Origin of the sequence: Pseudomonas mendocina (assembly GCA_037482215.1) — a bacterium.
In the GTDB taxonomy this organism is placed as follows: Bacteria; Pseudomonadota; Gammaproteobacteria; order Pseudomonadales; family Pseudomonadaceae; genus Aquipseudomonas; species Aquipseudomonas mendocina_E.
In genome coordinates, this window is the sequence record CP148074.1 from 3,914,871 (window position 1) to 3,935,452 (window position 20,582).

The window sequence follows — 20,582 nt, forward strand, 5'->3', positions numbered from 1 at the left end:
TCAGCCCCCACGCATTGCCTGCTCAAGCTCGGCAAAAGTCGGGCGGTGGGCGGGATATAGCACTTTACGAGAGAACTCAACGGCAAGAGATGGAGGCATGCCAGAGGCGGATGCGACCAGTCCCGCCTTAATGGCTTCGTAGACGTTTACTTCCTCTTTGGCATCGTGCTCCAACGAGCCCGCTAGCGGTGCAAAGAACCCGTAGGAGGCCAGAATACCCAAGAACGTCCCCACCAACGCCGAGCCAACTTTGTAGCCGATCTCTGCGTTGTCCGCCTCAGCCAAGATCGACATGGTGATTACAATCCCCAGCACCGCGGCCACGATACCCATGGCCGGCATACCATCTGCCACTTTGGTCACGGCATGGGAAGGATGTTCGAGTTCCTCTTTAATACTGGCAATTTCCATATCGAACAGCCCCTCCAACTCATGGGGAGCCATATTGCCGGAGGACATAATGCGCAGGTAATCGCAGATGAACGCCGTCATCTGCTCATCTTTGAGAATAACCGGGTACTTACTGAAAATCGGGCTGGCTGCCGGGTCTTCGATGTCAGCCTCAATGGCCATCATGCCCTCACGACGACTCTTATTGAGAATCTCGTAAAGCAGCTTGAGCACATCCAGGTAGTACTGCTGCGTAAAGCGCGAACTGAACATGCTCAGGGACTTTTTAAACACCCGCATAAACATGTTGCTGGGGTTAGCCTGCAAAAAGGCCCCCAAAGCCGCGCCGCCGATAATCATGATTTCGAACGGGTGCACCAAAGCCATAAATTGGCCGCCAGAGAGGATAAACCCTCCGATGACTCCGACGAAAACGACAATAATGCCAATGATTTTTACCATAAAAAAACGACTTATCCGGACGAATGTAGTAGGCGAAGCAGCAAACAACCCTTCTATTTATCGGGAGTTTTGCGCGAGACTATAGCCAGTTAAGATCAAAAAGCCAGTCTGTGACACTTGTATGCCAAATTCTCCCCATACGCCGCGCACATTGACCGACTGGCTCAAGCAGCTGGACACCCCTTTATTACCCGCTTCTTCAGAAAGCGTGCAGAAAATGCGCCGCGGCCTGATGGACAGCAACTGCTCCATGCGCGAACTGGCCGAACTCATGAGCCATTGTCCCGCTCTGGCACTGGCGGTACTGCGCGAAGCCAACCGCAGCACCAGCACGCTCAGTAACAAGACCGAAAGCCTTGAGGCGGCCCTTAACCGCCTTGGCCTTAAGCGCGCAGAAGCCCTACTGAGCCAACTCCCGACTGCCGCTGAAACTGCACTACCACCAGCGCTGCGCCAGATACAACTGATCAGCCTGCATGCCAGCCAACAGGCCAGCGGCTTATTCTCGGCGCGCTTAGCGCGTTTGTGGCAGGAAATTCACTGGGGGTCGCTGCTGTTCTTAGCCCCCGTATGGGTACTGGTTGCACACAAGCCTGAACTGTTTGAGGCCTGGGAACAACGCATCCTTATCAACAAAGAACCGGCAAGCCGGGTTGAGCAGGAACTGCTGGGCATGCCGCTGCTTACCCTTTGCCTAGCCCTAAGTGAGCACTGGCAACTGCCCGACTGGATCATCCAGGGCTATCGCCTGCTGCTGAATGACCGCCGCCTGCTGGTCAAAGCACTGCATCTGGCCCGCGACAGTGACAACCCCTTGAGGCAGCAGCAGAACCTGGACGCCGATGCGTCACTTTGCCGCTGGCTGACTCAACCTGCCAACAGCATCCTGCTGGCCAACGGCTTGGCGATTTCTGCACATTACGCCTGGAACAGCGACCACAACCTCCGCTGGCAGCGCCTGACCAGCCTATTCCTCAAAGTGCCCCTCACTGACTTACAGCAGCTGGTGCACCAGAATGCCGTCAACAGTGCCCGGCAACATGCACGAACCGGCCTCTGGCACCCAGCCGAATCGTTGCTCTGGCCTTGGCCTGAGCGTCGCCTGCAAGCCATCGTCAAGCACAGCAAAGTGGAACTGAGCCAAGAATGGCGCCAACTGTGCTTACAACTGCTGGCCAACCCAACCCAGTTCAGCAATGTACTGCAACTAACTGACACCGCTAACCAAGCACTGAAAGCAGGCGGTTTCACCCGCATTCTGCTGTTTCTCGCTGACCGGCAGCACTCTCGCCTACAGGCCCAACAACAGACAGGACTGGATAAAGCCTGTGTCGGCATGGCCTTGGCTCCACAACAGAGCCAAGTATTACGGGGCTTGCTGGAAGAACCACGACAGCTGCGCCTGACACCCGCTAATGTCGCCAAATTCTCCGCCCTGCTCCCAGGCGCATTAAAAAGTCTGTTCCCAAGCGAACACTGGCTACTGCGCTCCATCGCCGCCAACAACCGTGTCGTGATGCTGATCGTGGCGGATCAAGACGGCCAACCGCTCGGTGATAGCGATATGCAAACCTTTAGCAAAACGGTGCAATGCATTGAGCGCGCCCTGACCAATTTTGCCAACCGGGGACGCTAGGCTTTCCGTTACAATCCGAGCCCAACCATTTTCTGAAATCATATTGAGGCCCGGCATGAGTAACTTTGCTGACTTGCCACTACTGATTGAGCCCGAACAGCTGGCCAGTCGTCTGGACACGCCCGGCCTGATTCTGGTTGATCTGACCAACGCGCAGCGTTATGCCCAAGGCCATATCCCCGGCGCTCACTTTGTTGAACCGAAACGTACGCAGTTCGGCCAACCGCCCGCGCCGGGACTGCTACCCGCTAAGGATCAACTTGAGCAGCTGTTCAGCGAACTAGGGCACCATGCTGACGCGACCTATGTTGTCTATGACGACGAAGGCGGTGGCTGGGCAGGCCGTTTTATCTGGATGCTGGATGTCATCGGCCATAACCGCTATCACTTCCTCAACGGCGGCCTGCACGCTTGGCTCGAGGATGTCGGCACCCTGAGCACCGAGACACCGCCAAAAGGCCAGGCGCCAGTCACACTGCACCTGCACGAGGAGCCAAGCGCCACTCGCGAGTATGTCCTAAGCCGCCTTGGCGCAGACGACCTGGTGATTTGGGATGCCCGCGCTCCCGAGGAGTTCAACGGCGAAAAGGTGCTGGCTCAAAAGGCTGGCCACATCCCTGGCGCGGTCAACTTTGAGTGGACTGCTGGCATGGATAAAAGCCGTGCACTGCGTATCCGAACCGATTTGCAGGAGCAACTCACCGCCCTTGGTATTACGCCAGATAAAGAAATCATTACCCACTGCCAAACCCATCGCCGTTCTGGCTTTACTTATGTAGCAGCCAAAGCGCTGGGCTATCCCCGGATCAAGGCTTATGCCGGTTCCTGGGGCGAATGGGGCAACCACCCGGATACTCCGGTCGAACGCTGAAACAAAGCGTCATTTAAGGAAACCATATGAAAGACCGTCTGTTTATCATCAGCCAGTACTTGCTGCCACACCACCTGCTTTCACGCCTGATCGGGTTCGTGGCTGAGTGCCGTATCGGCTGGCTGAAGAACCCGCTGATCAACTGGTTCGCCAAACAGTATCAAGTGAATATGAGCGAAGCGCAGGTTGAAGACCCGACCGCCTATGCCCACTTCAACGACTTCTTTACCCGCGCCCTGAAAGAAGGTGCCCGCCCGCTGGACACCACCCCCGGCGCGATCCTGTGCCCGGCCGACGGCGCCATCAGCCAGTTGGGCAAGATTGAGCAAGGCCGCGTCTTTCAAGCCAAAGGCCACAGCTTTAGCGTGATTGAGCTGCTGGGCGGCGACACCGAGCGTGCTGCACAGTTCATGGGCGGCGATTTCGCCACCGTCTATCTGTCACCGAAGGACTACCACCGCGTGCACATGCCTCTGGCTGGCACACTGCGCGAAATGGTGTATGTGCCCGGCCGTCTGTTCTCGGTCAATCAAACCACCGCTGAAAACGTACCGGAGCTGTTTGCCCGTAATGAGCGCGTTGTTTGCCTGTTCGATACCGAACGCGGCCCAATGGCCGTTGTACTGGTCGGAGCGATGATCGTTGCGTCCATTGAAACCGTCTGGGCGGGCCTGGTAACTCCGCCTAAGCGCGAGCTGAAAACTTTCCGCTATGACGAAGCAGCCCGTGGCCCCATTACCCTGGAGAAAGGGGCCGAACTGGGCCGTTTCAAACTGGGTTCAACCGCGATTGTTCTATTCGGCCCTGAACAAGTGAAGTGGGCCGAGTCACTGTCTGCCAACAGCCCGGTGCAAATGGGTCAACTGCTGGCCAGCAGCAACTGATTGTCCCAGACATCAGGCAGCAATTAGCCTGCCTGATGTCTGCAACGCTCACCCTGCGCCCTCTGCCTGCCCCAACATAACGCGCTATGTCGCCCCTGGCTGCGATAGAGGCATTATGATGCTACAGTCACGCATTATCAGATCCACCAGCCCCAACGCGGGAGCATCCGGCATCAATGGATAAACTTAACGCGCTCGCCCTTCTACGCATTACGACGCCCAGCAAACAGTCCCTGAGTTTTTGCGATGCAATACCGCGAAATGTAAAAAAGTGGATTGATGGCCTCCCTAAAGCCAACGTGGGAGAAAGCGCTCGCCAGCTCTATCAGGCCCTACTTGAAATCAACCAGTTGCAGACCACCCCGGAAAACCGTCTGCAAATGCTTGAACTGCTGCGTCCGGAAATCTTTTTCGTCTGTAATCAGCTGGAAAAACACTTCGTCAACCAAGCCATTGTCTTGGATGAACGCCCACGCAAGGTCGCTAACCTCTGCCAGGCCCTACAGCACCACTTAGCTATCGGTTACAAACTTATTGTTGTCAACTTGGGTGGGCAGGTCACCAAGGACACTCAATCTTTACTGACAGTCGCCCTGCAGCGTGCCATCCACAGCCTGTGCGGCCCATTGGTCCGCGCCAGCCAACTGTATTGTCCGGTACCGGAAGGTTTGTGGCTGGAGATGCACCTGCTTTACCAGATTGCCCGCTCCCAAAACCTGCACAAAACTCCGGTTCGTGATCCCCAGGCCCACCACACACAAAGCTTGAGCTGCGAGCAAAGCTATGTGGTCGCCCTGATGCTGGGCTGTTCACGCTGCAACCAATTGCGCCAGAGCACAATTGCCCAACTGGCCCAGATATTGGAGCTCTGGGGCACATTGGTAACCCTGCAATCAGGCCAAATTGCATCCAGCCTGTTTGCAATCAACCCAGCCCAAGACACCCCGCCGCGCTACACAGCACAGTTTGCAGCGGGCGAGTTGAACGATGCGGTGGGTATTGACCCCTCGGCGTTGGTAGATGCCATCAATGAGCATCTGCAATTAAACGCTGATCAACGAGCACAGTCGCGCCTGCACGTGCCCAACAGCATCAGCCTGGACATGCTGCAACAGCTGGCAGCCGCTTGGGGCGATATCGCCGAACGCACCTTCCAGCGCACCCAAAGCCAAGGCACGCTAACGCTATGCTTGGGCATGAGCGCCCTGCATTACTACTTAGCTGGACAGCGCTTGTTTAATGATGTGCTACAGCAAGCCAAGCTCAGCAATGCGGCTGTGTTCACTGTGCAGAAAGGTGACTCGGATATCTGGGCTGACGCCTTCGACACCAAGAAAGCTGATGGACTGGAAGAGAGCCTTCCCTTCGAGGAAATCCAGTACAGCAAACCCGATGACGACAACAAGTCAGCACTGTATCAACAGCAAGCAGCAAGTTATCCGACCCACGAGGTGTCTATCGTTAACATCAGCCCAGGCGGATACTGCCTGGCCTGGCCTCGCGAAGTTCCTAACCAGTTGCAAGCTGGTGAATTGCTCGGCATTCGAAGCCAACGTCAGGACAGCTGGAGCATTGCCGTGGTGCGCTGGATCCGCCAAGTGCGCGGTGGCGGCACCCAAATGGGTATTGAATTGATTGCTCCACAAGCTCAGGCATGCGGCCTGCAACTGCTGCGTAACGGCGACAGCAACAGCCAATATATGCGTGCCCTACTGCTGCCGGAGATCAGCATCATTTCACGCCCAGCCAGCCTGATTGTTCCGCGCATCCCTTTTCAGGAAGGCAGCAAGGTGAACATCAATATCAACGGTAACGAGCATCGTGCGGTCTTGAAACAACGCCTGACCAGTACCGGTAGCTTTAACCAGTTTGATTACCAAGTCACCGTGCTCAATGACGAAATGCCAGATAGCCCCGGGACAATCTCGGCTCACGACGGTAAAGCAGGCAAGGAAGATTTTGACTCACTCTGGAAGTCGCTGTAGATTGCCAAAAACCTACCGTTTGTCGCCTCTTCGCGGCAACTTGGCGAAGATTTAATATCAATATGCCACTTGAGAAAAAAACCATTCGGCTGCTTATTCTTGAAGACTCGCAGAATGAAGCCGAGCGTTTGGTCAACCTGTTCCGCAATGCCGGACAAGCTACCCGTGTGCACCGCCTGAGCGGTTCGGAGGGCCTCAACGAGGTTCTCCAACACACGTGGGACCTGCTGATCTGCGCGCCACACAGCGGCAACCTTTCCAGTACGGATGTGATAGCCACAATCCGCCGCCTGGCCAAAGATATTCCGGCCATTCAGCTGCTCGCCGACAATGACTCCGACAGCGTTACCGAAGCCCTTAGCCTTGGTGCGCAGGATGCCCTTCCCCAAGGGGAAGACGAGCGCCTGATACTGGTGGCTAAACGCGAACTGGCTAATCTGGAAGAGCGACGAGCCCGCCGGGCCTGCGAAGTGTCCCTGCGAGAAGCAGAAAAACGCTGCCAACTGCTGCTCGACAGCTCGGTGGATGCCATCACCTACGTGCACGATGGCATGCATATATACGCCAACCGAGCCTACCTCGAGCTGTTCGCCTACGAGGATGCCGAAGAACTCGAAGGCATGCCGATGATTGACTTGATCGACAGCCGTGATCAGGCATCCTTCAAAGACTTCCTCAAGAGTTACCACGATCAGGAAGGTCACGCTGAACTCAAATGCACCGGCCTTAAAGCCACGGGCGAAAAATTCCCCGCACAGATGAGTTTTTCCCCAGCCACTTATGACGGTGAACCCTGCATCCAAGTGGTGATCCGTTCTGAAAGCGGCAATGCCGAGCTGGAAGAAAAACTGCGTGAAATCAGCAGCCAAGACTTGGTCACAGGCCTGTTCAACCGCAACCACTTCCTTGAGTTGATGGATGCAGCGGCGGAGCGTGCGGTTAAAAACAGCCAACCGTCTACCCTGGCCTATATCCGCGTTGACCACTATGCCAGCCTGCTGGCTCAAATGGGTCTGGCTGGTATCGACATCCTCCTGACCGACTTGGCCAACTTGCTGCGCAGCCACTTCCCTGCAGAGACTCAGCTGGCCCGTTTTGGTGACGATGTATTCAGCGCACTGATCCCCGGTGCTACGCCTGAAAACGCCCTTCCACTTCTGGAAAGCTTGCTGAAAAAGGTGGAGGGCAACCTCTTCGACGTCAGCTGTCGTACGGTGCAAACCACCCTTTCTATCGGCGTGGCGGGTCTCAATGAAACCACCGCCAAATCTCAGGAAGTGGTAGACCGTGCCCACCGTTGTGCTGACGAATTGAGCGGCGGCAACGCCATCAAACTGTACAACCCGGCTGATGAACTGGCTGCTGCTGCCAACCGCGGCAACATCGCAGCAATGATCCAGCAAGCGCTGGACAACAACAGCTTCACCTTACTGTTCCAACCGATCATCAGCCTTCGCGGCGATAACTTCGAACACTATGAAGTACTGCTCCGCCTGCGCAGCCCACAAGGTGAAGACGTTCCGCCGCTTGAGCTGTTCAAATCGGCAGCAGAAATGGGCATGGCCGAGAAAATTGATCGCTGGGTGATCCTCAACTCGATCAAATTGCTCACTGAGCACCGCGCCAAAGGCCACAACACCCGCCTGTTCGTGCACGTCTCGCCCAGCAGCCTGCAAGATCAAACCCTGCTGCCTTGGCTCAGCGTGGCATTGAAAGCAGCACGCTTGCCCTCTGACTCGCTGGTCTTCCAGTTCAGTGAGCCAGATGCGATTGCCTACCTCAAAGCCGCCAAAGCGATGACCCAAGGCCTGAACGAATTGCATTGCAAGACAGCACTGACGCAATTTGGCTGCGCACTCAACCCGTTCAATACGCTGAAGCACCTGCATGTTGATTTCGTCAAAGTGGACAGTTCGTTCTCGCAAGACTTGAGCAAACCGGACAACCAAGAGGCCCTAAAAACCCTGCTGGCCAGTCTTCACTCACAAGCCAAGCTGACCATTGTGCCGTTCGTTGAGTCCGCCAGCGTGCTCGCGACCTTGTGGCAAGCTGGGGTTAACTATATCCAGGGGCATTACCTCCAAGGCCCAAGCCAGTCGATGGACTACGATTTCTCCGCCGACGACGAGTAATCCCTCATGCATCAGGCCGCAGCCATGCGGCCTTGCCTCTCCGATCGGCGCTGATGCGTTGACAGCATTTAAATCCCCCCCCTAAGGTCGACTCAGCGTTTTCTGACAGGAGTCGTGAATATGACGTTGGCTTTGGTAACAGGGGGTAGCCGCGGTATTGGTGCCGCCATTTCCCGCAAACTCGGCAGCCTTGGTTATCGGGTCTATCTAACCTACGAGCGTGACAGCCATGCCGCCGCGCAAGTGGTCAAGGAAATCACCCAAGCGGGAGGCTCCGCTCAAGCCTGGCAGCTGGATACAGCGTCTGAAGCCAGCATCACGCAATTGTTCCACGCGCTCGACCAAGAGCCGCAAGCGCTGTCTTTATTGGTCAATAACGCGGGCATCACTGCTGGTTTCAGCCTGCTTGAGTCACTTTCGCTGGAGCGTCTTGAGCAGGTTTTCCGAGTCAATGTATTCGGTGCTTTTATCTGTGCCCGCGAGGCGGTACGCAGAATGGCCAAATCCCGGGGCGGTCAGGGAGGCGTCATCATCAATGTGTCATCCCGCGCGGCAGAACTGGGCGGCAGCGGCGAATGGATTCATTACGCAGCCAGCAAAGGCGCCCTCGATACCATGACCCGCGGCTTGGCCAAAGAGGTCGCAGATGAGGGCATCAGGGTAAACGGCATAGCACCAGGCCTGATTGAGACCGACCTGCATGCAGCCGCTGGTAAGCCTGAGCGCCCAGCACTGATGGCCCCTACGGTGCCCGTTGGGCGAGCAGGTAGCCCTGAGGAAGTGGCCGACTGCGTCGGCTGGCTGGCATCACCTGAAGCGAGTTATGTGACAGGTGCCATTATTCCGGTTTCAGGAGGCAGGTGAGGATGCCAGCCATCCTCACCCTTCAACAGGAAGTCGGTTACACCTGTCCGTCGCGGTCGCGGAAACCGAGCAAATAGAGCACACCATCCAGCCCCAAGGTTGAGATAGCCTGCTTGGCAGACTGCTTAACCAGCGGTTTGGCACGGAAGGCCACGCCCAGACCGGCTATGGCCAGCATCGGCAGGTCATTGGCGCCATCGCCGACCGCAATGGTCTGTTCCAGACGCAAGCCTTCTTTCGCCGCCAGTTCGCGCAGCAGATCAGCTTTGCGCTGAGCATCAACGATCGGCTCAACCGCAACGCCGGTCACCCGACCGTCGACGATTTCCAGCTCGTTGGCAAACACATAATCGATGCCCAGCTTGGCTTGTAGCTGTTTCGCAAAATAGGTGAAGCCACCGGACAGAATCGCTGTTTTGTAGCCCAGGCGACGGAGCTCGCTGAACAGGGTTTCCGCTCCTTCAGTCAAACGCAGGGAAGCCCCGATATCGGCCAGCACGGTTTCCGGCAAGCCCTTGAGCAAGGCTAGGCGCTCGCGGAAGCTGGCGGCGAAATCTAACTCGCCACGCATCGCGCGCTCGGTAATTTCGGAAACCTTGTCGCCAACACCGGCAGCCTTGGCCAGCTCGTCGATCACTTCAGCCTCGATCAAGGTCGAGTCCATATCAAACACAGCCAGACGGCGGTTACGGCGGAACAGGGAATCAGCCTGGAAGGCGATATCCACATTCAGCTCCTGCGCCACACTGAGGAACTCCGCGCGTAATGCTGCAGGATCATCAGGCTCACCCCGGACGGAAAACTCGATGCAGCCTTTGCCCTGCTCGGCCGGCATATCCAGCGGCATACGACCGGACAAACGGTCAATGTGGTCAATATTCAGGCCGTAACGGGCCGTGATAGCACTGACACGCTGCAATTGCTCAGCCGTGACCTTACGGGTCAACAGAGTAACGATATGGCGGGCCTTGCCCTGTCCATTGACCCACTGCTGGTAGTCAGCCTCGGATACCGGCGTAAAGCGCACCTGCTGGTCCAGCTTATAGGCCGTGAAAAGAATGTCTTTAAGTACGGAAGAGGCCTGCTCAGTATCAGGAATCTCAACCAGGATGCCGAATGACAAGGTGTCGTGAATCACCGCCTGGCCGATGTCGAGGATATTCACTCCTCCCTGCGCCAGCACACCTGTAATGGCGGCAGTCAAACCGGGGCGGTCTTCACCGGTAATATTGATCAGGACAATTTCGCGCAAGGCGCACTCTCCAGGGACATGATTGATTGCAGCGACCTGTAATAACGACAGGGCGGGAAAACAGGCGACTTCGGATGCGCTCAACATCTGTGCAATGCACGGGAACAGGGCGTTTCAAGATTGAAACAGCGTTGTCGTGAGCACAGACAGGCAGGGTTACGTCCGTCGTACAACCTGAAAAGACGGCCATTCTACCTACTTTCGCAGCACAACACCCACGGACGGTGCTTTGCCCACAGACAGTGCATCGTTATACTGCGCGACATCGTCAGTCGAAAAGAGCCGAGCTCTGTGAACCGGCCCGCCCCAGTAAAGCCCGATAATTTCTTCCTCCTGCTGTTCCAGGCCCTGCGGCAACGCCGCATTCCACTGGCACTGCGTATCGTCAGCCATAGCGTGCTGCTGGTTGCGCTCGCCCTGCTGATTTACGGCTGGGTCATTGGCATGCAGTTCAAACATGCCATGCAGCAACAGGCGGAAGCCCTTGGCAGCAGCCTGATCACGCAGACAGCAGCATCTGCGACCGAGCTGTTGGTGTCTAACGACATCCTCAGTTTGAACGTACTGCTGAACAATCTGGTGAAGAACCCGCTGGTTGCCCATGCCGCGATCTACAGCGTGGATAACCGCATCCTCGCTGAAGCAGGCTCACGCCCGAGCCAGAGCATGCTGGGGGAAACCGACGGTCTGTATTCAACACCGATCACCTTCCAAGAGGTCATCGCTGGGCAATTGCGCATCAGCCTGGATATGCAGCAGTTCCAACAACCGATGACCATCAGCCTGCAAAGCATGGGCATTCTCAGCTTGATCTTGCTAGCGCTGACTCTGTCACTGAGCATGCGTTTGGGCCGGCACATATCCACGCCGCTGCTGCAATTACGTGTGTGGTTGCGCGACCCGGATGACCCCGCCCCCGGAGCGGGCCGTCAAGATGAAATCGGCGATCTGGCCCGTCAGTTACAGAGCCGCCTGGTCCCTGAAAAGCCTGCACCGGTTGAAGAGCCAGAAGCCTTCGACGATCTGCCTGTCGATCTGCCGGAAGAAGATGACTTTCCGCAGACCTCGTCTCGGGTCGAGCCTGGTTTCAGCGTCCCTGACCTCAAGTCTGAGCGCATGAGTGCCGTGGACGAGTTCGATGACCTGGACGATCTGAATGAGCCGCCACGCCCACAGCGCCCAGTGGCAAGCCCGAAGTTCGACCCTTTCAACGATGATCTTGACGACCCGTTTGCGGATCTGCGTAACAACGATGAGCAGCCGCAAGCAGTTGCCCCTGTTGCTCCGCTGGCTCCCGCACAATCGCAGCCCAGTGCGGTATTGGCCATCCAGCTGGGTGCTCAGGAACAATTGCGCCGCCTGCCGCGCAGCCGTCTGCTAGAACTGCTGAACCGCTATCGTGATTGCCTGGAACAGGCAACCGAGCTGTATGAAGGCGAGCTGTTTACCCTCAGCGACGGTAGCAGCCTGATTCTCTTCCATCAGAAAGACTGCGGTGAGGACTACCTGACCCATGCGATTTGCTGCGGCGAACTGATGCGTGCTCTGGGACACGCCTTGCAGATCGAAGTGGCCGACAGTGGCATTACCCTGCAACTTCAGCTGGGCCTGTGCCTGGGTGAAGAGTTGGCCGGTCTACCACAAGCCGAATTGCTGCTTAGCGAAACAGCGCAAAATGCATTGGCGCTTTCCCAACATAGCCGCAACCTGCTGTTGGTAGAGCGTAGCATCGCTGACGATGAGCTGGTCAGCCAACGCGCCCGGATCCGCGCCATTGCCAGCCCGCAAGGTGCTTGCTGTGTAGAACGCCTGCACGAGCCCTATCCTTCCCTACTTGAGCGTCAATTGGCGCGCATGCATTGATAACAGCAAAAAGCCGGGCACTGCCCGGCTTTTTGCATGCAGCTGATTAAACCCTATGCCCGTTAGATCGTTACGGCACCGGGGAGCATCACTAGAAACGAAATACTTCGCTCTCGCGGATCGGCTCAGCCATCGGAATGCTTGGTGTCGTTACGGGAGGCTCAACGGGCTTGACCACGGCAGGTTTTGGGCGCGGGCGCCGGGTCACTTGGACAGGCTCGGCCTGCTTGTTGCTTTTAACGGCAACAGCAATCTGCTCAACCAATTGCTGAAGCAGTTCGCTCTGGGCGCGCACCTGATCACCCACCGAACCATCATGTCCTTCTTCGAGGCTAATTAAACGGCTGTCCAGCAACTTGCCGTCTGCACCAGACAAACGCCACTGACCCTCAAGCACCGCCGGGCGCTCAGGGCCTGAATCCAGACGGGCAATCGTCAGTGAAACACGCGCATCAGGAACAAAGCCTGCTGTAGCAGGCGCCAGCACCACACGCTGAGTGTCCAAACGGGCAGCGATCTGACGCAGCAGTTGCTGATCAATATCAGCTGCCAAGCTACCGGCCCAACGTGCATTGGGAGCCTCTGACAGGGTGCCGTCAGTCTGGCGTTGCAGAAGTGTGTCGCGCTGCAAGTAATCTGCGACTGAAACAGGCCCCAGCAATATCGCTAAACCCTTTTCAGTAGACGGGGCGGTAAACGCCCCACCGTCGAGCTGATAAAGAGAGACGGGCGGCGAATGCATACAGCCCCCCAGTACCAGCAAACCGCTCAACAAAACCCCAGATACTCGCAGTGCCATCATTTTATTTAATCCTGCCGGCAGACCACCGGATCACATGCTCATCCATGCAGGGAGCTATACGCTCACCTGAGGGCGCGTATCATCCTTGAATCCGGCCTGAGACACCAGTGCATAAATGCCGTGCGATCGTCTCAGAATCAGCCTTGGGACTCGACCAAAAGCCCATCAACACGCTGGAACCCCCGTGGCAGCTTATTGCCGCGACGACCACGTTCACCCTTGTAATGTTCCAGGTCATCTGGTTTAAGCGACAAAGTGCGCTTTCCGGCCTGCAAAACTAAGGTTGCACCTACCGGCAAAACTGCCAGATCGGTCAGGTACTCTTCGCGAGAAGCCACACGCTCCCCAGGGATACCAATGATTTTGTTGCCTTTACCTTTACCCAATTGAGGCAAATCGCGTACCGGGAATAGCAGCAGGCGGCCTTCAGTCGTTACAGCGGCCAGCCAGTCCTCTTCACGGTTGCTCAGCGGTTTGGGTGCAATCACCTGAGCACCGTTAGGCAACGTCAACAAGGTCTTGCCCGCCTTGTTCTTGGCCTGCAGATCATCGCCTTTGACCACGAAACCATAGCCTGCATCGGATGCAATCACATACAGAGCATCATCGTCCGGCATCAGTACGCACTCGAAGGTTGCCCCTGGCGGCGGCGTCAGACGCCCGGTCAACGGCTCCCCCTGGCCTCGTGCCGACGGCAACGAGTGGGCCGTCAGCGAATAGCTGCGTCCAGTTGAGTCAATAAACACGGCGTATTGGTTGGAGCGGCCCGGCGCGGCTGCTTTGAAGCCATCCCCAGCCTTATAAGACAAACCAGTGGCGTCGATATCGTGCCCCTTAGCACAACGCACCCAGCCCTTCTCGGACAGCACTACAGTGACCGGCTCGGTCGGCATCAGCTCGGTTTCGCTTAGGGCGCGGGCTTCGGCGCGGGCCACAATCGGTGAGCGACGGTCATCGCCGTACTTCTCGGCGTCATCCAGAATCTCCTGACGCACCAGTTTTTTCAGCTTGGCCTCACTGCCGAGCAGCGCCAGCAGCTTCTTCTGCTCTTTGAGCAGCTCATCTTGTTCACCACGGATCTTCATCTCTTCCAACCGCGCCAATTGACGCAGGCGGGTATCGAGAATGTAATCAGCCTGAATTTCGGTCAGACCAAAGCGTTCCATCAGGACCGGCTTGGGCTGGTCTTCAGTACGGATGATGTGGATAACTTCATCCAGATTGAGGAAAGCGACCAGCAAACCATCCAAGAGGTGCAGGCGCTTCTCAACTTTATCCAGACGGAATTGCAGGCGGCGGCGCACGGTATTGACCCGGTACGTCAGCCATTCCACCAGCATTTCACGCAGGTTTTTCACCTGCGGCTTGCCATCCAGCCCAATCACGTTGGTGTTGACCCGGTAACTGGATTCCAAATCTGTGGTGGCGAACAGGTGCTGCATCAGCTCGTCAGCATCCACGCGGTTGGAACGCGGAATGATGACAATGCGGCATGGGTTTTCATGGTCGGACTCGTCACGCAGGTCCGCCACCATCGGCAGCTTCTTGGCCTGCATCTGGGCGGCAATCTGCTCCAGTACCTTGGCCCCGGAAACCTGGTGCGGCAGCGCTGTCACCACGATGTCGCCGTCTTCGGCCCGGTACACCGCCCGCATGCGCACGGAGCCACGGCCGGTTTCGTAGACTTTCAGCAGATCAGCCTTGGGCGTAATCACTTCCGCTTCGGTGGGGAAGTCCGGGCCGAGAATGTGCTCACAAAGCTCTTCAACGGTGGCATTAGGCTGATCCAGCAGGCGCACGCAGGCAGCTGCCACTTCCCGCAGGTTATGCGGCGGCACATCGGTGGCCATGCCCACGGCAATACCCGTGGTGCCGTTAAGCAATAGGTTGGGCAGACGTGCAGGCAGCGTGGCCGGTTCATTCAGGGTGCCATCGAAGTTCGGCACCCAATCAACCGTGCCCTGCCCCAGCTCGCTGAGCAGCACTTCGGAATAACGGGACAGGCGCGCTTCGGTGTAACGCATGGCAGCGAACGACTTGGGATCATCCGGCGCCCCCCAGTTACCCTGGCCGTCCACCAAGGTGTAGCGATAACTGAACGGCTGAGCCATCAGCACCATTGCTTCGTAGCAGGCCGAGTCGCCATGGGGATGGAACTTACCCAGCACGTCACCCACGGTACGGGCCGATTTTTTGTGCTTGGAGTCCGCATCCAGGCCCAGCTCGCTCATGGCGTAGACAATGCGGCGTTGCACAGGCTTGAGGCCATCACCGATGTGCGGTAAAGCCCGGTCCATGATCACGTACATCGAATAGTTCAGGTAAGCCTGCTCGGTAAAGTCGGCTAAGGAACGGCGCTCAACGCCGTCCAGGCTCAGATCGAGGGTTTCGCTCATGCGCGCCTCATTGCAAAGTAGGTTGTTGCGTAATCGACTGGCGCAACAGCAAATTGCCGTCACGCTGGGTAAATTCGAGCTGTTTAAGGGCGCTCATGCCCAGTAATACGTCATCCCCTTGCATGCCTGGCGCAATCAACGCCGGGACATCCTTCAGGACAATATCGCCCAGCTGTAACTGCTTGAGGCGGGTGCGATGGGCATTCGCACGCCCATTCGCAGTGTTGATCACAATTTGCGCGCCGGGCTCCAGCCCCAAGCGCTGAGCTAGGTCTACCGGCACAGCCACCTGCGTGGCGCCAGTGTCCAGCAGAAAGGTCACTGGCTCACCATTGATTTTACCGCCCGCCATGTAATGGCCTTGGCGTCCACTGGCCAGCACGACCTCGACGTAGCCCCCACGCGTTACCGACTCAGGATTGGCATTTGGGTTACGGCGTTGTTCTTCCCAGTCAGCAAAGAAACGGGTTGCCAATAACAGCGCGGCCCCCCAGGCCAGCACCAGCATCACTCGCCCTGCCCGCTTGCCGGGAACCTGGGTGGTCAAGGAGCGCTACTCCAACCTTCTGCCGGAGCAGCAAAGCGCCAGATTACCGGACGGGACTCACCGTCTGCGCGGGTGTAGTTACCGTTATCCACCCCAATCCAGGCCCCCTTTTCATCCACCCAAAGCGCCTCCGCCATCCCGTGTGTCGGTGAGTAGCGACGCGACTCAGTTAACGCCTCATCGGCAAATGACCAGCAGCGCTCCGCCTGTCCATCTGCGGTACTGCGTCGGCAGATCTCATAGGTTTGCCGCTCCAGGGTAAACAGCTTGCCGTCATAAAACGACAGATCGGAGAAATCCTTAGGTTCGTCTTGAGTACTGCCCAACTGCTCTGGGCCACGAACACCACCGCCCTCGCTGAACAACACGCAACTTTCAACACAGCGCCAATTCTTCTGCTGCTTATGCAACACCAGTACGCCACGGCGCTTACGCTCGGCAGCCAGATACAAACGCGCCCCAGCAGGATCCACTGCAATCCCTTCGAACAGTGAGTTGAACTGCAAAAGCATCCCACTGGCACGTGCCTGACGGATCATCTCCGCAGGCAGTTCGAGCCATTGAGGGTCGGCCGCAGGCGGCAGGTGCAATACACTCAGGGTGGACTCACTGACCAAATAGCGATTGCCTGCGTTGTCGCAAGTGATCCCTTCGAAGTCCAGCTCGCCACCCCGGGCCAATCCAGCCAGCTTAGCGCTGGTGCGCATACCCCAAGGTAAACCAACATCCGGTGCGGGCGGCGCCACAAACGGCTCAGCTTCTGCCTTCCAGATGCCCTCATGCTCTTGTAAACGGTATAGCTGTTGGTCATCCCGGTCGGATACCCCCCAGAGCGCGCCGTTACACCAAGCCAGACCAGACAGATTGCCGCCGACCATTCCTTCAACAGGACGCTCTTCGAGCAGCTTAAGGCTTTCATCCACCGGTTGCGGACCGGTCTCCTCTGTGGCGGCAGACAAGCTTTGGGCACACAGCAGCAGACCGACAGCGATCAGTCTCTGCATCAGAGCAGGACCTCGGCCAAGTTGCCTTTGGACTCCAGCCAAGACTTACGGTCACCGGCACGTTTCTTCGCCAGCAGCATGTCCATGATCTCGCGTGCGCTGTCAAAGTCATCCAGAGTCAACTGCACCAGACGTCGGGTGTTCGGGTCCATGGTAGTTTCACGCAGTTGTGGCGGGTTCATTTCACCCAAACCTTTGAATCGAGTGACTTGCGGCTTGCCCCGACGCTTTTCAGCTTGCAGACGGTCGAGAATGCCGTCGCGCTCTGCTTCGTCCAACGCATAGAAAATTTCTTTGCCGCAGTCGATCCGGTACAGCGGCGGCATCGCCACGTAGACGTGACCAGCATCCACCAGCGGACGGAAGTGCTGCACAAACAACGCGCAGAGCAAAGTGGCGATGTGCAAACCGTCGGAGTCAGCATCCGCCAGAATACAAATTTTGCCGTAGCGCAACTGACTTAGATCGCTCGATCCCGGATCAAGGCCAACGGCCACAGCAATGTTGTGTACTTCCTGGCTGGCCAGCACTTCGCCGCCGTCGACTTCCCAGGTATTCAGAATCTTCCCGCGCAGCGGCAAGATGGCCTGGAACTCTTTATCCCGCGCCTGTTTGGCAGAGCCACCCGCAGAGTCACCCTCCACCAGGAACAGCTCGCAGCGCATAGGCTCCTGACCGGCACAGTCAGCCAACTTGCCTGGCAGCGCTGGGCCTTGAGTGATTTTCTTGCGCTCGACCTTTTTGCCCGCCTTTAGACGGCGACCGGCGTTGCTGATCGCCAGCTCTGCCAAGGCCAGGCCGGTTTCAGGGTTTGCGTTGAGCCATAGGCTGAACGCATCCTTAACCACGCCGGAAACAAATGCAGCCGCCTCACGGGAAGACAAACGTTCTTTGGTCTGGCCAGAGAACTGGGCATCCTGCATTTTCATTGAGAGAACAAAAGCGATGCGCTCCCAGACATCCTCCGGAGCCAGCTTCAAACCACGCGGCAGCAGGTTGCGGAACTCGCAGAACTCGCGCATAGCATCCAGCAAGCCCTGGCGCAGACCATTGACGTGGGTACCGCCCTGGGCGGTGGGGATCAGGTTAACGTAACTTTCCTGAACCGATTCCCCCCCTTCAGGCAGCCACAACAGGGCCCAATCCACCGCCTCTTTTTCCCCAGCCAGCGAGCCACAGAAGGGCTCATCCGGCAGACGCAGGTACTCGCTGACGGCGTCCTGCAAGTAAGAACGCAAGCCGTCTTCATACAGCCACTCGATGCGCTCACCGCTGGCTTTGTCGACAAACGTGACGGAAAGGCCTGGGCACAGAACAGCCTTGGCTTTGAGCACATGCTTGAGGCGGCTGACAGAGAATTTGAACGAGTCGAAGTATTTAGCATCCGGCCAGAAATGCACGCTGGTACCGGTGTTGCGCTTACCCACTGAGCCGACCACTTCCAGATCGCTCGCTTTGAAACCATCCGCGAAGCTCATCTGGTATTCGCTGCCATCACGCTTAACCGTGACCACAACCTTGGTCGACAGCGCGTTGACCACAGAGATACCGACGCCGTGTAAGCCGCCGGAGAACTGGTAGTTCTTGTTGGAAAACTTACCGCCGGCGTGCAGTTTAGTGAGGATCAGCTCTACACCTGGCACCCCTTCTTCCGGGTGGATATCCACCGGCATGCCTCGGCCATCGTCGATGACCTCAAGCGAATTATCCTCGTGCAGGATCACCTGAATGGAACGAGCATGCCCGGCCAGGGCTTCGTCGACACTGTTGTCGATCACTTCCTGCGCCAGATGGTTCGGGCGGGTCGTGTCGGTATACATACCCGGGCGCTTGCGCACCGGATCAAGGCCGGAAAGAACTTCGATGGCGTCTGCGTTGTAAGCGTTCTGCTGGGCCATGGGTCTCTGATTCATCAATTGAAAACGGAAAAGTCGATATCCTGCCACTCAGCGCGAGGGATACCGGCAAAAGCAAATAACATTGGCAAGCGTTCGGCAAAGCCCTGAAAGCTATGGTCGCCGCCGGCCTGAATACGTAGCGCACAGTGCTGGTAATAGCGCTCGGCATGGCGATAGTCCAGCGTTTCATCCGCCGTCTGCAACCACACCTGATAGCGATCTGAATCTACCGGCTCCGCTACATCAAGCTCAGCCAGCGCGGCGACATGATCAGCCGTCAGCTCCCAGGTTTCACCGGTATACAGATTGGTTTGCGGACCAAGATAACCATCAAACAGCAAATGCGGGCGAACTGCAGGGTTGATCAGCAGGGCTGACAAACCATGACGCTGCGCCAGATAGGTCGCATAGTAGCCGCCCAAGGAACTGCCCACCAGCAAAGGCTGGCCCAGTTCCTCAATCAATGCCTGTAACTGGGCAATGGCCTGCCGGGGATGGTGATGCAGGGCGGGAACCCGCAGGTTGTTCTCCAGCCCCATCTGCGCCATAGCTTGGCTCAGTTGTGTGGCCTTGCGCGATGCCGGAGCGCTGTTAAAACCGTGTATATAAAGAATGGATGCTGTCATAGGCGGCAGGCTAACCGCTTGCAGCGACAGGCTGCAACCTGTTGAACACATGCAGGCATGGTTCAGTATCCGCCAGCGCTCTCGTCGATCTCGAAAGCGAAGCCACTCAAGCGGGAAACTCCGGTTTCAAGTCGTCCGTCATCGAACAGACGCAACCAGCGATACCCCGGAGCTGTGCTATCGACCTGAAAATCATCACTTCCCGGCGCAAACTGAACGCATGTCGAAGGCGATGCCAGCAGGCGAACCGACCGGCGGTGCTGATCAAATACCTGATGAACATGCCCCCACAGCAAAGCGCGAACCTGGCTGAAACGATCCAGCACCCTAAATAGGGCCTCTGGATTACGCAGCCCAATGGGCTCCATCCACTCACTGCCGATAGCGACCGGATGATGGTGCAGACAAACCAGATGATAACGGTCAGGTGCCTCACTCAGTGCACGCTCCAGCACGGCCAGTTGCGTATCACCGAGATAACCCGGCACTGCTCCTGGCACAGAGGAGTCGAGCAACGTAACGCGCCAGTTGCCCACATCTACCACAGGCCGCAGCAGGTCAGTCCCTTCGCAGGCAGCCTGCATAGGGGCCAACTCATCATGATTACCGGGCAACCAGCGCGCCGGTGCGGAAATGGCCGCCGTTAATTGACGGAACCACTGATAGGACTCGACGCTGCCGTCTTGAGACAGATCCCCCGTACCCAGCACCAAGTCGACCTGAGACTGCTCCTGAAGCACCTGCGCCACCACCTGCTGCAGGCTGCTCTGAGTATCCATGCCCATCAGACGCCCCGTTGCATCTGCAAACAGATGACTGTCGGACAACTGAACTACAAGAACTGAATTATCAACGGCAGATGTTTGAGTCGACACGTCCAACAAGCCTTATCTCTTCAGCGGATACACGGATTATGGTAGCTGCTGATGCCAGCCGTAAGACGTCTAAGGTGTATTGGTTCACATAAAAA

Annotated in this window: 16 protein-coding genes; 7 read left to right on the plus strand and 9 right to left on the minus strand. The window is 57.1% G+C overall.

Features of this window, described 5'->3' with window-relative positions; all coding sequences use genetic code 11:
- A complete protein-coding gene (motA, locus tag WG219_18205; GenBank protein WXL25213.1) occupies window positions 1-852 on the minus strand; it encodes a flagellar motor stator protein MotA in 852 nt (283 codons plus the stop codon).
- Window positions 853-973: 121 nt separating this feature from the next.
- On the opposite strand from motA, the gene WG219_18210 reads away from it, so the two are divergent.
- From WG219_18210 to WG219_18235, 6 genes are all read left to right on the plus strand, one after another.
- A complete protein-coding gene (locus WG219_18210) occupies window positions 974-2,488 on the plus strand; it encodes an HDOD domain-containing protein (protein ID WXL25214.1) in 1,515 nt (504 codons plus the stop codon).
- A 55-nt stretch (window positions 2,489-2,543) separates the two neighbouring features.
- A complete protein-coding gene (locus tag WG219_18215) occupies window positions 2,544-3,359 on the plus strand; it encodes a rhodanese-like domain-containing protein (protein ID WXL25215.1) in 816 nt (271 codons plus the stop codon).
- A gap of 26 nt (window positions 3,360-3,385) precedes the next feature.
- Window positions 3,386-4,243, plus strand: a complete 858-nt coding sequence (gene asd, locus WG219_18220) for an archaetidylserine decarboxylase (GenBank protein WXL25216.1) — start codon at window positions 3,386-3,388, stop codon at window positions 4,241-4,243.
- A 176-nt stretch (window positions 4,244-4,419) separates the two neighbouring features.
- Complete coding sequence (locus tag WG219_18225; protein ID WXL25217.1) at window positions 4,420-6,228, plus strand: molecular chaperone; 1,809 nt, start codon at window positions 4,420-4,422, stop codon at window positions 6,226-6,228.
- 62 nt (window positions 6,229-6,290) lie between these two features.
- Complete coding sequence (locus WG219_18230) at window positions 6,291-8,360, plus strand: EAL domain-containing protein (protein WXL25218.1); 2,070 nt, start codon at window positions 6,291-6,293, stop codon at window positions 8,358-8,360.
- 120 nt (window positions 8,361-8,480) lie between these two features.
- Window positions 8,481-9,224 carry an SDR family oxidoreductase gene (locus WG219_18235; protein WXL25219.1) on the plus strand — a complete coding sequence of 248 codons (744 nt, stop codon included), beginning with the start codon at window positions 8,481-8,483 and terminating at the stop codon, window positions 9,222-9,224.
- Between the two features lie 37 nt (window positions 9,225-9,261).
- Here WG219_18235 and serB read toward each other — a convergent pair whose 3' ends face one another.
- Window positions 9,262-10,476, minus strand: coding sequence for a phosphoserine phosphatase SerB (serB, locus tag WG219_18240; protein WXL25220.1), 1,215 nt, complete (start codon window positions 10,474-10,476; stop codon window positions 9,262-9,264).
- A 291-nt stretch (window positions 10,477-10,767) separates the two neighbouring features.
- Here serB and WG219_18245 point away from each other — a divergent pair, with 291 nt between their 5' ends.
- Window positions 10,768-12,339: an AhpA/YtjB family protein gene (locus WG219_18245; protein ID WXL25221.1), complete on the plus strand. Its 1,572-nt coding sequence runs from the start codon at window positions 10,768-10,770 to the stop codon at window positions 12,337-12,339.
- A gap of 91 nt (window positions 12,340-12,430) precedes the next feature.
- Here WG219_18245 and WG219_18250 read toward each other — a convergent pair whose 3' ends face one another.
- The 7 genes from WG219_18250 to cpdA form a co-directional block, all read right to left on the minus strand.
- Entirely contained in the window at window positions 12,431-13,141 is a 711-nt protein-coding gene (locus WG219_18250) for an ABC-type transport auxiliary lipoprotein family protein (protein WXL25222.1), read from the minus strand.
- A gap of 137 nt (window positions 13,142-13,278) precedes the next feature.
- On the minus strand, window positions 13,279-15,537 hold the full coding sequence (gene parC, locus WG219_18255; protein WXL25223.1) for a DNA topoisomerase IV subunit A: 2,259 nt from the start codon (window positions 15,535-15,537) through the stop codon (window positions 13,279-13,281).
- A gap of 7 nt (window positions 15,538-15,544) precedes the next feature.
- Window positions 15,545-16,084 carry a TIGR02281 family clan AA aspartic protease gene (locus WG219_18260; GenBank protein ID WXL25224.1) on the minus strand — a complete coding sequence of 180 codons (540 nt, stop codon included), beginning with the start codon at window positions 16,082-16,084 and terminating at the stop codon, window positions 15,545-15,547.
- Window positions 16,081-17,088, minus strand: coding sequence for an esterase-like activity of phytase family protein (locus WG219_18265; protein ID WXL25225.1), 1,008 nt, complete (start codon window positions 17,086-17,088; stop codon window positions 16,081-16,083). The genes WG219_18260 and WG219_18265 overlap by 4 nt, the downstream gene beginning before the upstream one ends.
- Window positions 17,088-18,986, minus strand: a complete 1,899-nt coding sequence (parE, locus tag WG219_18270; protein ID WXL25226.1) for a DNA topoisomerase IV subunit B — start codon at window positions 18,984-18,986, stop codon at window positions 17,088-17,090. The genes WG219_18265 and parE overlap by 1 nt, the downstream gene beginning before the upstream one ends.
- Before the next feature lie 14 nt (window positions 18,987-19,000).
- Window positions 19,001-19,612, minus strand: a complete 612-nt coding sequence (locus WG219_18275) for a YqiA/YcfP family alpha/beta fold hydrolase (protein WXL25227.1) — start codon at window positions 19,610-19,612, stop codon at window positions 19,001-19,003.
- Window positions 19,613-19,674: 62 nt separating this feature from the next.
- Window positions 19,675-20,496, minus strand: a complete 822-nt coding sequence (gene cpdA, locus WG219_18280; protein ID WXL25228.1) for a 3',5'-cyclic-AMP phosphodiesterase — start codon at window positions 20,494-20,496, stop codon at window positions 19,675-19,677.
- Between the last annotated feature and the right edge of the window lie 86 nt (window positions 20,497-20,582).